This window comes from Acinetobacter sp. NIPH 817 (assembly GCF_000368405.1).
Classification (GTDB): domain Bacteria; phylum Pseudomonadota; class Gammaproteobacteria; order Pseudomonadales; family Moraxellaceae; genus Acinetobacter.
The window spans coordinates 787,799-801,166 of the sequence record NZ_KB849420.1; the positions used below are offsets into that span (position 1 = coordinate 787,799).

17 protein-coding genes and 1 riboswitch are annotated in these 13,368 nt (G+C 36.9%); of the genes, 10 read left to right on the top strand and 7 right to left on the bottom strand.

The annotated features are described in order from the left end of the window. The first annotated feature begins 212 nt into the window (after positions 1-212). Positions 213-695 carry a winged helix-turn-helix transcriptional regulator gene (locus tag F968_RS07425; RefSeq protein WP_004791810.1) on the top strand — a complete coding sequence of 161 codons (483 nt, stop codon included), beginning with the start codon at positions 213-215 and terminating at the stop codon, positions 693-695. A 16-nt stretch (positions 696-711) separates the two neighbouring features. Here F968_RS07425 and F968_RS07430 read toward each other — a convergent pair whose 3' ends face one another. After that, a complete protein-coding gene (locus tag F968_RS07430; protein WP_004791813.1) occupies positions 712-2,103 on the bottom strand; it encodes an aminotransferase-like domain-containing protein in 1,392 nt (463 codons plus the stop codon). A 123-nt stretch (positions 2,104-2,226) separates the two neighbouring features. Between F968_RS07430 and F968_RS07435 the strand changes: the two genes are divergently transcribed. Next, positions 2,227-3,090, top strand: a complete 864-nt coding sequence (locus F968_RS07435) for a DMT family transporter (protein WP_004791815.1) — start codon at positions 2,227-2,229, stop codon at positions 3,088-3,090. A gap of 2 nt (positions 3,091-3,092) precedes the next feature. On the opposite strand, the gene F968_RS07440 is transcribed toward F968_RS07435, so the two are convergent. Genes F968_RS07440 through tusD form a run of 4 tightly spaced genes read right to left on the bottom strand, consistent with a single transcriptional unit; the run spans position 3,093 to position 4,488 of the window. Continuing rightward, a complete protein-coding gene (locus F968_RS07440) occupies positions 3,093-3,404 on the bottom strand; it encodes a TusE/DsrC/DsvC family sulfur relay protein (protein WP_004791817.1) in 312 nt (103 codons plus the stop codon). Positions 3,405-3,422: 18 nt separating this feature from the next. Continuing rightward, positions 3,423-3,707 (bottom strand): hypothetical protein, encoded by a 285-nt coding sequence (locus F968_RS07445; RefSeq protein ID WP_004791820.1) that lies wholly within the window; start codon positions 3,705-3,707, stop codon positions 3,423-3,425. Positions 3,708-3,724: 17 nt separating this feature from the next. Beyond that, a complete protein-coding gene (locus tag F968_RS07450; RefSeq protein ID WP_004791821.1) occupies positions 3,725-4,075 on the bottom strand; it encodes a hypothetical protein in 351 nt (116 codons plus the stop codon). A gap of 44 nt (positions 4,076-4,119) precedes the next feature. After that, positions 4,120-4,488 (bottom strand): sulfurtransferase complex subunit TusD, encoded by a 369-nt coding sequence (tusD, locus tag F968_RS07455; protein WP_004791822.1) that lies wholly within the window; start codon positions 4,486-4,488, stop codon positions 4,120-4,122. A gap of 65 nt (positions 4,489-4,553) precedes the next feature. Here tusD and galE point away from each other — a divergent pair, with 65 nt between their 5' ends. From galE to F968_RS07490, 7 genes are all read left to right on the top strand, one after another. Then, a complete protein-coding gene (gene galE / locus F968_RS07460) occupies positions 4,554-5,561 on the top strand; it encodes a UDP-glucose 4-epimerase GalE (RefSeq protein ID WP_004791823.1) in 1,008 nt (335 codons plus the stop codon). A gap of 116 nt (positions 5,562-5,677) precedes the next feature. After that, on the top strand, positions 5,678-7,072 hold the full coding sequence (gene fumC, locus F968_RS07465; RefSeq protein ID WP_004791824.1) for a class II fumarate hydratase: 1,395 nt from the start codon (positions 5,678-5,680) through the stop codon (positions 7,070-7,072). Between the two features lie 203 nt (positions 7,073-7,275). Then, positions 7,276-7,593, top strand: coding sequence for a hypothetical protein (locus F968_RS07470; RefSeq protein WP_004791825.1), 318 nt, complete (start codon positions 7,276-7,278; stop codon positions 7,591-7,593). 416 nt (positions 7,594-8,009) lie between these two features. Beyond that, the gene (locus F968_RS20435) at positions 8,010-8,240 is read left to right on the top strand and encodes a hypothetical protein (protein ID WP_004791826.1); all 231 of its coding nucleotides are present in this window, start codon (positions 8,010-8,012) and stop codon (positions 8,238-8,240) included. A 298-nt stretch (positions 8,241-8,538) separates the two neighbouring features. Then, the gene (locus tag F968_RS07480; protein WP_004791827.1) at positions 8,539-9,090 is read left to right on the top strand and encodes a cysteine hydrolase family protein; all 552 of its coding nucleotides are present in this window, start codon (positions 8,539-8,541) and stop codon (positions 9,088-9,090) included. Positions 9,091-9,413: 323 nt separating this feature from the next. After that, a complete protein-coding gene (locus tag F968_RS07485; RefSeq protein WP_004791829.1) occupies positions 9,414-9,905 on the top strand; it encodes a hypothetical protein in 492 nt (163 codons plus the stop codon). 150 nt (positions 9,906-10,055) lie between these two features. After that, positions 10,056-10,143, top strand: a riboswitch (glycine riboswitch). A 175-nt stretch (positions 10,144-10,318) separates the two neighbouring features. Beyond that, positions 10,319-11,563, top strand: a complete 1,245-nt coding sequence (locus F968_RS07490; RefSeq protein ID WP_004791831.1) for a D-amino acid dehydrogenase — start codon at positions 10,319-10,321, stop codon at positions 11,561-11,563. 44 nt (positions 11,564-11,607) lie between these two features. Here F968_RS07490 and F968_RS07495 read toward each other — a convergent pair whose 3' ends face one another. Continuing rightward, positions 11,608-12,252: an A1S_1983 family putative colistin resistance protein gene (locus F968_RS07495; protein WP_004791833.1), complete on the bottom strand. Its 645-nt coding sequence runs from the start codon at positions 12,250-12,252 to the stop codon at positions 11,608-11,610. Between the two features lie 99 nt (positions 12,253-12,351). Between F968_RS07495 and ispF the strand changes: the two genes are divergently transcribed. Next, positions 12,352-12,843: a 2-C-methyl-D-erythritol 2,4-cyclodiphosphate synthase gene (gene ispF, locus F968_RS07500; protein WP_004791837.1), complete on the top strand. Its 492-nt coding sequence runs from the start codon at positions 12,352-12,354 to the stop codon at positions 12,841-12,843. Here the strand turns inward: ispF and F968_RS07505 are convergent. Then, complete coding sequence (locus tag F968_RS07505; protein ID WP_004791839.1) at positions 12,831-13,355, bottom strand: protein tyrosine phosphatase family protein; 525 nt, start codon at positions 13,353-13,355, stop codon at positions 12,831-12,833. The two genes, ispF and F968_RS07505, sit on opposite strands and share 13 nt — an antisense overlap. Between the last annotated feature and the right edge of the window lie 13 nt (positions 13,356-13,368).

The window sequence follows — 13,368 nt, forward strand, 5'->3', positions numbered from 1 at the left end:
AGTAATAATAGATATAACTCACTATGCAATTAGGTGAGTTATATTTGTTAAGCGAATTTATATAATAGCTTTCTATTTTTTTATAATAAAAATTCTTTTATAAAGTTGATAAGAAGTTATTTTTATAATGAATCTTGCATAAATCGTATTAAGTGGTTTAGGGTATAAACAATAGGGCCGTTAGGCTAGGAAATATCGAGGAACGCATAAAGATGAAATGGGATGACATCGGTGATCAACCTTGTTCGGTTGCTCGTATGCTATCAGTGATTGGCGATCGATGGACGATGCTAATATTACGTAATGCTTTTATGGGAATACGCCGTTTTGACGATTTTCAAAAATCATTAGGTGTAACTCGTCATGTCCTTTCAGATCGTTTAAAGCGTTTGGTTGAATATGAAATTTTAGCCAAAGCTCCTTATTTTGATCGTCAAGAACGCTTTGAATATCGCCTCACTGATAAGGGTTTTGAACTTTATCCAATTATTTTATCGATGGCGAATTGGGCAGATAAATGGATGGATCAAGGTTTAGGTAAACCTTTAGAGTATCGTCATAAAACTTGTGGCCATAAGTTCGAACCAGTTATGGTGTGTTCAGTCTGCCATGAACCTTTACATGCAAAACAAGTGCAAGTTTCAGCTGGGCCAGGTTATTTTGCATATATTGAACAAAAACAGAAACAAGCTTAATTTTCTTGTCTATAAATTATGAAGGCTCTTGTTGAATCGCATCAGCTAGAGTCTTATAAATGTGATCATGATTTGACTGTGTTACATTAAAACGTATGAATTGACCGGCATTAGGAGCTTGGCTAAACGCATTTCCTGGTGCAAGAATAACTTGATGGTTAATACAATATTTTGCAATTTTTGAAGCTTCAACACCCTCTGGCAAATGACACCAAACAAAAATTCCCGCTTGAGGCTTAATCCATGGCTTTATGCCCAAAGGTTCGAGTTTAGTAATGGTATCGTGCATCGCTTTTGCTAAACGAACTTTTAATAATTCTATATGCTTACGGTAAGATCCATCAGTTAAAGCACTTAATAAAACTTCAGCCGACACACCATTGTGAGAAAAGCTTGTGGCAATTTTCAGATCAGTGAGCTGATCAATCCATTCTGGTTTTGCAATGATATAACCACAGCGAATAGATGCTGATAAAGTTTTAGAAAAACTTCCAATAAAGATTACACGTGAAAGATTATCCAAAGCTGCAAGCCGAGGAGCTGGTGTATATTCAAAATCTGAAAAAATATCGTCTTCAACGACAATTAAATTAGATTGTTCAATCAGTTTTAAGAGTTGGTGGGCTGTAGAAAGAGACAGTGTCGCCCCAGTTGGATTGTGAATTCCTGAGTTGGTGATATAAAGACGTGGATTATAAGTCTCAATTGCTTCTTTAAATGTCTCTAAGTCAGGGCCTGTTGGTGTGTAGGGAATACCAATAACTTTGACTTGATGAACTTTAAGTAATGCATGAAAGTTGAAATAACAAGGATCATCAATCAAAACCACATCATCGGGCTTTAGTAAAAATCGACAAACTAAATCAATCGCTTGAGTTCCCGAATCTGTTAAAAGTACTTGGTTTAGATTCGCTTCTATACCTTTTGCTTTAGCACGCCTTGCCAGTAAATCACGTAGCGCCGCTAATCCCAATGGTGTTGAATAACCCATTAAACAATCATCTGGTTTTTTTGCAGCCGTCCTTAAAGCTTTACGAATACTGTCTAATGGCATCCAGTCATCGGGTAGCCAACCGCAACCGGGCTTAAAAACATCTGCTTTCGCTTCCAAAGATTGACGTGAAATCCATAATGGATCGACTGAACGATCTAATTTAGGACCTAATTCACTTAAAGAAAGAGGCGCGAGCGGACCAACAATATAAAAACCAGATCCCGTTCTTGATTCGATTTTGCCTAAAGCAATTAATCTTTCATACGCTTCTACAACTGTTGATACTGAGAATCCCAGATCATTCGCTAACTTACGAACAGAAGGTAAGCGTGCTCCCGGCAATAAAGATCGATTTTTTATCTGTCGCTCAATCTCTGAAATGACAATTTCAATTTTTGTTTTGCTCTGGTTCACGCGCTTAAAACCTCAACTGTACTGGTTGTTAATGCATAACAGTTCTTTTAAATTGTACTGCTTTGTATCTGGTTTTATCACCTTAGCACAGCTTAAATTCTTCGTATAGTGACGGAGAAAATTATGAATAGGTTTATGAATGGCTGGGTGAACGGTTTTATTGGCGTGGCTATTTTTGCAGGGTCACTACCAGCAACACGTGTAGCGGTAATGGGATTTGAACCGGGCTTTCTAACCGCAGCACGAGCTGTGATAGCTGGTATTTTAGGGCTTATTCTTTTATTGGTTTTAAAACAAAAGAAACCAGCCAAGCAAGATTGGTGGCCTCTTGCTATTGTTGCTTTAGGAGTGGTGATCGGTTTTCCATTGTTTACAGCACTTGCTCTACAGCACATGAATGCAGCCCATTCAATTGTATTCGTTAGTCTTTTGCCGCTTGCAACTGCAATATTTGCTGTACTGAGAGGCGGAGAAAAACCAAATCATTTTTTCTGGGTATTTGCAGTATTGGGGAGTGCGGTTGTTTTCGCCTATATGTTCTTCCTTTCTGGTGATACATCACTTGGAATAGGGGACTTTTATATGTTGATGGCGATTATTTTCTGTGGCTTTGGCTATGCAGAAGGTGGTGTACTTTCAAGAAAAATAGGCGGGTGGCAGGTCATTTGTTGGGCGCTCATTTTGTCTTTACCTTTTATGCTGTTGCTTACTATTTTCTATATGCCAACTTCATTCCAAAGTGTGTCTCCATCAGCTCTAGTCGGCCTTATTTATGTGTCTTTGTTTAGTATGCTCATTGGCTTTTTCTTTTGGTACAAAGGACTGGCACAAGGCGGTATTGCTGCCATAAGCCAACTACAACTTTTACAGCCTTTAATGGGGCTAGGTATTGCAGCGGCTTTGTTGCACGAACATGTGAGCTGGTCAATGTTAGTGGTCACAGCAGCAACTATTTTATGTGTCGCTGCTGCTAAAAAATTTACTTAACTTTATAAACAATTTGCTGGTTTAGGAACACCCGCCAAACGGCTTAAATGACGGGCAACTAAACCAGTATTAAATTGTTGTTGTAAAACAGCATTATTAATCTCTGGACTTACCGTTTTCATTAAAAATTTAATGAGCGGGCGAGTTGCTGGAGAGTGTCCAAACTGTTGGTAAAACTGACGTACAGCAGTTAAAATTTCGAAATGCCACTCGGTGAGTTCAATATCAAGTGACTTTGCAAGCTCTTGTGCAACTTCAGGATTCCAGATTGTATAATCAACCAAATGACCATCTTGGTCTAATTCTAAATTCATGAAACCAGCCTAAATATATTATTTAAAAGAAATACAGCGATTAAATGTTAAAACAAGATCTGCAAATTGATCATATTCCAATACATTTATCTGAGCTAAAGTATCCGCATCGATTAAATCTTTTTCGATGCTTAAGCATGAAATACTTTCAAACTGTTGAATCATTTCAGCTGAAAGTCGTGCAACAGAATCACCCATAAAAATAATCTGGTCACCTTTCTGATAAAGGTGACCTAATTCATCAATAACATTCGGTGTATTGTGATAAGTAGATTGCACGAGATAAAGTGTTGATGGATTCATTAAAATTACACCTTCATCTACCAATATAAGACATGGTCAAAAGACTGAATGAACTCATTATTTAGCTGAATGAATTCGAGTTCTTGTTCTGTTTGTTGAACAAAAGGATTTTGCTGATTTTTGCTTTCGATCAGAATTGGACTTAAGTCATAAAATTCAAAGCTTTCGACCATATTTGATGCGACTTTGAAAGCATGATGAAGTTGGCTAAAGCCTAAGTCATTTTGTAAAAGGCTAAGCGCAGCATCTTTCAATAATACTTTGACTGGTGAGCCAAAGGTTGCTAAAACCATAGTAGCAGAAAGGCTTTCATTGATTTGCAGACTGGTTAAGTTGGCTTGGCTTAAAATGACAAGTACAGATTTCACACAATATACCTTTTAAAAGCAACAATCTAAGCAAACAAAGTAACTTAAAATTGAATAAGACGAGATGCTGACTGTACCGCATCAGCAAGTTCACCTAACCCGACCAGTTGAAAGTCTTTGGCAAGGTTATGATGAGTAAGGTGATGGCGACTGGCATTTTCTGCATCGGTAATACCACGAGCGAGAGCAGCACTCACACATACAGGAAGTCGAATCGCAAGCTTTTGCCATTCATGCGTTAAATTACGCTGGTCGTCAGGAACCCATTGAAAATCATTAGCAACCTGCACGCCATCTTGGTAAAAGAATACACGAAAGTCTTCATTTTTACTTTTGAGTGCCTGAGCAAGTCCTAACGCATGCCAAGCATGAATGGAAGTAGGAGCAGAGGTAATTAGTAGTAATGTACTCATTGAGAATTCACTATGGTCATACGTCTAAATGGGCGTAGATGCATTAAGAGAAAGGTAAGTATACAATGATTTTAGTGACAGGTGGTTTAGGCTTTATCGGTTCACATATTGCGTTGAGTCTCATGGCTCAGGGGCAAGAAGTGGTAATTGTCGATAATTTGGCTAATTCAACCTTGCAAACGCTGGAACGCCTAGAGTTTATTTCTGGCATGTACGTTCCATTTGTTAAACTTGATGTACGTAATACACCAGCATTGAATAAGGTCTTCGAGCAATATTCAATTGATGCGGTTATTCACACTGCTGGGTTTAAATCAATTGAAGAATCTAATCTTAAACCTCTTGAATATTATAATGATAATGTAAGTTGCATCATGAGTTTACTACGTGCCATGCAACGCACAGGTGTTCGTCACTTTATTCATTTGTCTAGCCTTGCAGCGTATGGAAAATCCGGTCTGCAATTAAGTGAAACAGACGAATTCAATTATGCTTATCCTAACCCTTATATTAAGTCTCAACAGATGATTGAAGAAATTATCCGTGATACTTATAAAATTGATCATGAGTGGAAAATTACGATCTTGCGCTTATCTAATATCGTAGGTGCATTTGAACATGGGGTGCTCGGAGAGTATGTCGCACAGCTTCCTAAAAATATTGTACCGCTTGCCATGCAAGTTGCTGCAATGCAACGTGATTTGATTGAATTACAAGACCAAGCTGACACATCAGATCATACGACTGAACGAAGTTTTCTACACGTTTTAGATGTGTGTGAAGCTGTAACTGCCAGCTTACATTGGCTACGTGATCAAACACATTGTTGTGAAGCATTTAATATTGCCCATGACCAAGTTCATTCTATTCGTCAATTACTAGATGAAATTTCACAGGTAACTCAATCTGAAATTCCGACTCAACCTGCGATTTACAAACATGTTGAATTAAGCCAAGTTGCGGCAGACATAACGAAAGCAAAAACATTATTGAATTGGACACCTAAACGTTCGTTAAAACAAATGATTGAAGATGAATGGCGTTTTTATCAAAATACATTAAATGGAAGATAAGATAATGATTCTTATTTACAATAATGGAATGCTTGAGTACGATACTAAAAATTAACTAGCCAGAGCAAATAATTGCTTCAGCCCGTAAGTTCTTTAACCAGACAACTGAGGTTTCTATGCAAACACGAATTGAACATGACACTATGGGTGAGATTGAAGTTCCAAATGAAGCATTGTGGGGGGCACAGACTCAACGCAGCTTACAGAACTTTAAAATCGGGCAAGAACGATTACCCCGTGCCATGATTCGAGCAATGGGGCTGGTGAAAAAGGCTGCTGCAATAACTAATGCTGAACTTGAACAGTTACCGCAAGATTTGAGCCAATATATTGTGGGTGCGGCTGAAGAAGTCATCGATGGTAAATGGGATTCACAGTTTCCTTTAGTGGTCTGGCAGACGGGTTCTGGTACGCAAAGTAACATGAACTGTAATGAAGTGATTGCTAATATTGCCAACCAAAAATTAGGTCAAGCGTTGGGTGCACAAAAACCTGTACACCCAAATGACCATGTCAACCGTGCTCAATCAACGAACGATTCATTTCCAACCGCTATTCACGTAGCAGCAAGTTTGCAAATTAATGAATTACTCATTCCTGCCGTAGAGCAGCTTAAAGCGACTTTGCAAAAAAAATCAGATGAGTTTCAGTCTATTGTTAAAATTGGCCGTACCCATTTACAAGACGCAACTCCATTAACACTAGGTCAAGAATTTAGTGGGTATGTGTCTCAGCTTGAGCATGGATTAGTTCGTTTACAACAGGCGTTGACAGGTTTATATGAATTACCATTGGGTGGTACAGCGGTAGGAACAGGGCTAAATGCACATCCTGACTATGCAGTGAAAGCAGCTGCTCAACTTGCTTTGCTTACAGGTTTACCATTTGTGACTGCTCCAAACAAATTTGAAGCGCTTGCAGGACGTGATGCTGCTGTTTTTGCTTCTGGTGCATTAAAAACGCTTGCAGTTAGTTTAAATAAAATTGCGAATGATATTCGTTGGTTGGCCAGTGGTCCACGTTGTGGTTTCGGTGAAATCCGTATTCCAGAAAATGAACCTGGCTCAAGCATTATGCCGGGTAAAGTAAACCCAACACAAAGTGAAGCAATGACCATGGTTGTTGCGCAAGTGCTGGGAAATGATACGACCATTAATGTGGCTGGTGCTTCAGGTAACTTTGAATTAAACGTATTTATGCCTGTGATTGCTTATAACTTATTGCAGTCTATTCAATTGCTTGGTGATGCTTGTAATAGTTTTAATGATCACTGTGCGGTAGGAATTGAGCCTAATCAGGATAAAATTGATCACTTCTTACATAACTCTCTCATGTTGGTCACTGCTTTAAACCCCGTGATTGGTTATGAAAATTCTGCAAAAGTTGCCAAGACTGCCTATAAGGAAAATAAAACTTTGAAGCAGGTTGCTGTTGAGCTTGGTTTAGTTACAGCAGAGCAATTTGATGAAGTGGTTAAACCTGAAAAAATGGTTTCACCAAATAGTAAATAATCTCTCCTAATGGGCTTTTTTATTCTTAAATACTTCTGTAATATCCGCGAGTTGCTAAGTACAACAAAAGTCCTGAATGATCAGCGCAAAAAATCATAAGGGGAAGGCCTACTTGAAAAAGTAGGCTTTTTTTATACCTTGAAATATAAATGTCATATCTAGACTTTATTTTTGCTACGTTATTTTATTTTAAGTTTAAATAAATGAAAAAGACTAAATCAATAGTTGTTTTAGCAGTAATAACTTGTACCTTGTCGGGTTGTCTACAAATGTTTCCACCTACTGTCGCTGAGGTAAATCCTGGGGTTTATCAACTTCAGGCTCAAAGTAATGCATTTGGTTCAAGAGAAGCCTTGAGGGCAAAGTTAATCAGTAAAGCAGAAGAAATATGTAAAGATAAGGGTTTTGATGAGTTGGATAGTAATAACAAAATCGTAAATTATCATAGTGTTTATAATTCGGGGATGCTTATTCCAGTGAATACCAAAGCAGCTGTTTTAAAAGTTAAGTGTAAAGATTAATTTAAATACTAGTTAATTCATTCGAGATTTAATTTTATTGGACATATGGCAGTATAAAAAACTCATTAGATATCGACTAATGGCGGGGTTTTTTATTGTTAAGTATTTCTGTAATATCTGTATATAAGTTTAGCGCTGAATGATTGGTGTTAGAAATCAAAAGAAGGGTTGGATCTTTTCAAACTAGCATAAATTTATATGTTTTTGGGTTTTAAATATTTGAATTATTTTATTTTTAATTCGATTTATATTGATGGAGTTTAGGTGTTATCAAATTGGAAAATAACTGTATGTATCTTTCCAATTCAAGTTTTAAGCAACTTTTTCGTTAGGCTTATTTTGGGTTGAAAAGAGGAAGTAGCCTTTTTCATTAATTAAGAAAAAACATAATTTTTTTAGATGGAATTTAAACAGTGATGTATACAATTAGATATGTTCATCGAAACAATACTTACTATATCGCTTCGAATATAGAAGGAAATTTTATTATTCTTGAGTCAATTGATTCAGAATTTCGTATGGGTCATCAAATTTCTTATGATGGTGAGAAGGTATTTAACCTTACTTTGAATGATGAAACTGATGCAGTCATTAAATTAGAGAGTAATGAAAAAACTGCATACGAATACTTACTTTCAGTTAAATAAATTAGTTTTTATGATGAAGTATTTCTTTAAGAACTAGGTATGCTTAAAAGATATTTCATACAATAAAAGCTAAAAAGTTTTGTTTTTATTGAAAAAGCTATGGTATGGTTATTTAAGCTTTAATTTTGGGCAGTTAAAACAAATGAACTGTTTATTGAATAAAATCACCACCACCACGACCTCTAAAGAAGGCTGTGTGTGATTTTTATTAAAGTGACTTAATAAGATGACTAAACCCGGCCAATAATGGCTGGGTTAATTTTTCTCTGTTCATTATTGGTTCTTACAGAGAGAAATGATGGAAAAACTCAATAGCAATTCAAAATCGGCTTTACTGGTCATTGATATGCAAAATGGCCTATTTAACAGCCAATCTAAGCCACATAATGCTCAACTCGTACTTTCAAATATTCTTAGTCTTATTGAATATTACCGCTTAAATGATAGACCAATTATCTTTATTCGGCATGTTGGTGAGATAGGCACACCATTAGATCCAAGTGGACCGAACACTCAGCTAATCACAGAGTTAGCTTTTAATCCACATAAAGATATAGTCATTGAAAAAATGTACCCGAGTGGTTTTAAAAATACTGTTTTAAAAGAAGTGTTAGAGAAACTGGGTGTTGATGAACTCATCATTACTGGCATGAAAACTGAGTATTGCATTGATACTACTGTTAGGGCTGCTTCTGAGTACGGATATAAATTGATATTAATTTCAGATGGCCACACCACAACTGATTCAGCAGCTTTAAATGCTCAGCAAGCAATTGATCATCATAACCAAATTTTAAGTAATGCTTTTGCTAAGTTAAAAACGACGGAAGAGCTCATTTCTCAAATTTAATTTAGAAATGAACCGACAACTTTATTCAAAAAGTCTTATTAGCTGTATCAATAAAGTATAAGAAAATCTTTTGATGACTAGAGGTTGGTCGGTTTTTAGTGATAGCAAGAATTGAACTTGTATCAACAAAGAGCTCTTTTCGGAGGGCTTTTTATCAAGAGGGTATAAGTTTCACTAATTAATGGCGAATTAGCGTTGAATAAGCTGTCATAATTGTTAAAATGCCCACCTTGTCCTGTTTTTATATTGTTTTTGTTTTGCATTTATTTTGCAAAACTGAAGATAAAGTGATTGAAAACAGAAGCTTAGCTAAGGATTTTTGAATGCTCTCTATTTATTTGACAGATACTCAACAACATGTGCAATTTAATGATTATCCCGGTGATCAGCCTGTTAAGTTTCTGTTAAATCTTAAAAAGATTTTCCCAAGTACAGGTGACCTGTTATTGCCAGTTTTACCTGACGATAATGATTTAGAAAATGTAACATGGGAATCAACTTCAGAAGATTTTGATGTCTTTAAAAAGCTATTGGCTGGATGGGGTGTTATTGAACTCCGTTTAAATGCAATTACGGCTTATAAAGATAAAAACTTTGCGAATGAGTTAGTGAAACAAGCTCAAGCGAAACGTAAGAAAACAGCACAAAAAAATCATCAGCTCTCTTTGGTTGCTCTTGATTATATTTTTATGCACGAAGTTCACGCATTAATTGATGCAGAATTGGTCACTATTGGTGAGAAATTTTATTTACCAACCTTGCGTGAGCAATGGAAGGGTACAGTTTCAGACCCAGTGCTCAATGGAAAATTCTAATTAAACACAAAAGGTGAATTTATAAAAATTCACCTTTTTTATTTTTATAATTAAATTAATGGCTTATAACTTGATAATTGCTGGTACAAAAGTTTACAAGAAAAGAATGCGTTTTTTCTAAAGTGGCAGATACATTGCTTATATAAATACAAAATTATTGCGGGAGAGAGGTTCGAAAGAACCCGCCGAAGGAGCAACAAGCCCGGAAACTCTCAGGCAGAAGGACTGTAATAATTAAAAAATCTGGAGAGAAGCTTAGATTTATAAGAATTGAAAATAATAACTTATAAATTATAAACTCACCGAAGGGGAAGATCTAAACGTTAAAAGGTAACGTTGGGGTCGAAACTCTCAGGTACCAATGACAGATGGGCTGTACTGATGAAATGTTTTGCATTTCTGAGGAGTCTGTTATGCCACATGTTATTGTGATAGGTGCGGGAATCACAGGGGTTACCTCTGCTTATGAATTATCGCAACTGGGTTATCAAGTCACAGTGATTGATCGACATCTATATCCTGCAATGGAAACATCATTTGCCAATGGAGGGCAATTATCCGCTTGTAATGCCGAAGTATGGAACCAAAAAGCCACTGTAGTTAAAGGCTTTAAGTGGATGAGACAAAAAGACGCACCGCTACTGCTGAATCCTTCATTTAGTTTGCATAAATATAGCTGGCTAGTTGAGTTTTTATCCCATATTAAAAACTATGAAGCAAACACGATTGAGACGGTCCGTTTGGCATTACTTGCTCGTAAGCGTTTATTTGAGGTTGCTGAAAAAGAGCAGCTCGAGTTTGATTTGGAGAAACGTGGAATTCTCCATATGTATCATAGTAAGGCTGATTACGAGATTGCTAAACAAGTAAACAATGTATTGAACAAAGGTACATTAGAGCGCTATTCGGTTTCACCTGATGAGATGAAAACCATAGAACCATCATTAACAGGTGAATATTTTGGTGGTTATTACACACCAAGTGATGCAACGGGGGATATTCATAAATATTCAACCTCTTTGGCTGAAAAGACTAAACAATACGGTGTTGAGTATAAATTCGGTCTGGAAGTTACAGATATTAAGTGTTATCCAGACAAAGTGATCGTAAGTTGTCAGCCAAGTGCAGAGCACCCTTATCTTGTTGAATCCGATAGCATCCAAATCGAAGGTGATGTGCTGGTAGTTTGCGGTGGTGTAGGAAGTTATCAACTCGCCGATATGATTGGAGAGCGAGTAAATGTCTACCCAGTAAAAGGATATTCAATTACCGTGCAATTAAAAGATGAGCAAAGTGTAAAGAATGCACCATGGGTCAGCTTACTAGATGAGGGTGCTAAAATTGTGACTTCTCGTTTAGGTAAAGATCGGTTGCGTGTGGCGGGAACTGCTGAATTTAATGGTTACAACCGCGATATACGGGCTGATCGTATTCAACCTTTGGTAAATTGGGTAAATCGTAACTTTGATATTTCAACTGAGCATGTCGTACCTTGGGCTGGGTTAAGACCCATGATGCCTAATATGCTGCCGGTGGTGAAGCAATCTAGACAGCCTCGTATTTTTTATAATACAGGACATGGGCACTTAGGGTGGACTTTGTCTGCGGCAACTGCTGTTTTAGTTGGTCAGGATATTGCTCAAAAATATCCGATCTAGAAAGTAAAAAGCCAGTGTTTAAACACTGGCTTTTATTTAACGCACTAATCATATAATCGGTAGATTCCGCTAAAACGCTCACAGCCTTTTTGCTGGGTTTTCACATTCAGTAAAGCTTTTTGAAAATTAAACTGATATTTGCAGTTGTGCTCATTGTCTAAAATTTCATTTTTTTGTTCAGGTGAACTATAGGCCATCAAAGAAATTGTTTGAGTTTCTTTACGGTTATTTGGATTTCGGTATGCTATTCCTTCAATTTTGATTTTATCCTTTGCGAGCTGATGGACCTGAATGTGAACAGGCTGTGCTGCTAGATGTCCATTCTCAAACTTAAGATAATGTTGGGTAAGCGTTTGCTTAAGTGATGCATAAAAATTTAGGTCGTCAGTTCGTAAATCAAACTGTTGTTGAAAACATGCATTACTCTTGCATTGCTGAGTATGTTTAGACCATAACTTTTGTGTATCCTGCAAAAGCTGTAAGGGGGCATCAGTAACTAAATATGCAGAAAGATATTTATTATTGAGTTGCTTTCTCGATTCACTAAATGTTTTTGAACAGATTTTAAGCTCAGCTCCACGATTGGAACAGTCTATTGGTTCTGCAAAAACAAGAGATGAACATAAACAACTCAGTGTCACGGCAAAACTTAATCTTTTCAATTGATTCATATCAGTATTAGACAGCATGATCGCTTATACTTTCAGTCTACTTTGCTAGGTGTACTATAGCGAAACAGAAAGGCTGAATACAAGATTTCTTAAGTTTTTATGGAAGGTAATAGTTATATGGTTGCTCAAATTCGTATTGGACAAGGAATGGATGTGCATGCCTTTGAAGAGGGGAACTTCGTTACATTGGCTGGCATTCAAATTCCACATACGCATGGCTTGAAAGCGCACTCTGATGGCGATGTTGTACTCCATGCTTTGTGTGATGCTTTGTTAGGTACTTTGGCACTTGGAGATATAGGGCAACATTTTCCTGACACTGACCCAGAATTTAAAGGTGCGGACAGCCGAGTATTATTAAAGCATGTTTACCAGTTAATCTTAGATCGCGGTTATCAGTTAAATAATGCTGATATTACGGTGGCTTGTGAGCGTCCAAAATTAGCTAAACATAATTTGGAAATGCGTCAAAGTATTGCTGATGTTTTAAATGTAGATGTTAATCAAATCAGTATTAAAGCAACGACAACCGAAAAACTTGGGTTTACCGGTCGTCAAGAAGGGATTTTAGCTACAGCAACTGTTTTAGTCTCTCATCACACCAAGTGATCGGCTTGTTGCAAAGACTGCTGAAGCTCAAGAGTTGCCTTACGGCCTTGTAGCTGTAAGGTAATACTATGAATAAGTCCTGTCCAAGTTTCATTGGGTTCCCAAATTTCATGAAGTAAATCTTGAGAAGTAGGCATGTCCATATTCATATAAAACTGTCTATAGACATACATTAGGCAACTAGAGCGATCGTTTTTAGAACAGTGAATCCAGACAATTTCATTCTGGACTAAATGATCAATAAGGTCGAGTACCAATAAACATTGCTCGGCCGATGGAGTTTCCCAGTCAATTGGAATATGGATGTAATTTAAACCGAGGTCTAAACAAATACGATCTTCATTTTCAATATGATTTGGTGCGTTACTTAAAGCGAGATTAATGACTGTACTACAACCATATTCTTTAATTAGTTTCAGTTGTTCAGCAGAAGGCTGTGCTGAACTAAATAAATGTTCATGAATAATTGAAAATGCGGGAATTTGAGATAATGATTGTTCAAGGGTAGTCATGATCGCACTCTAC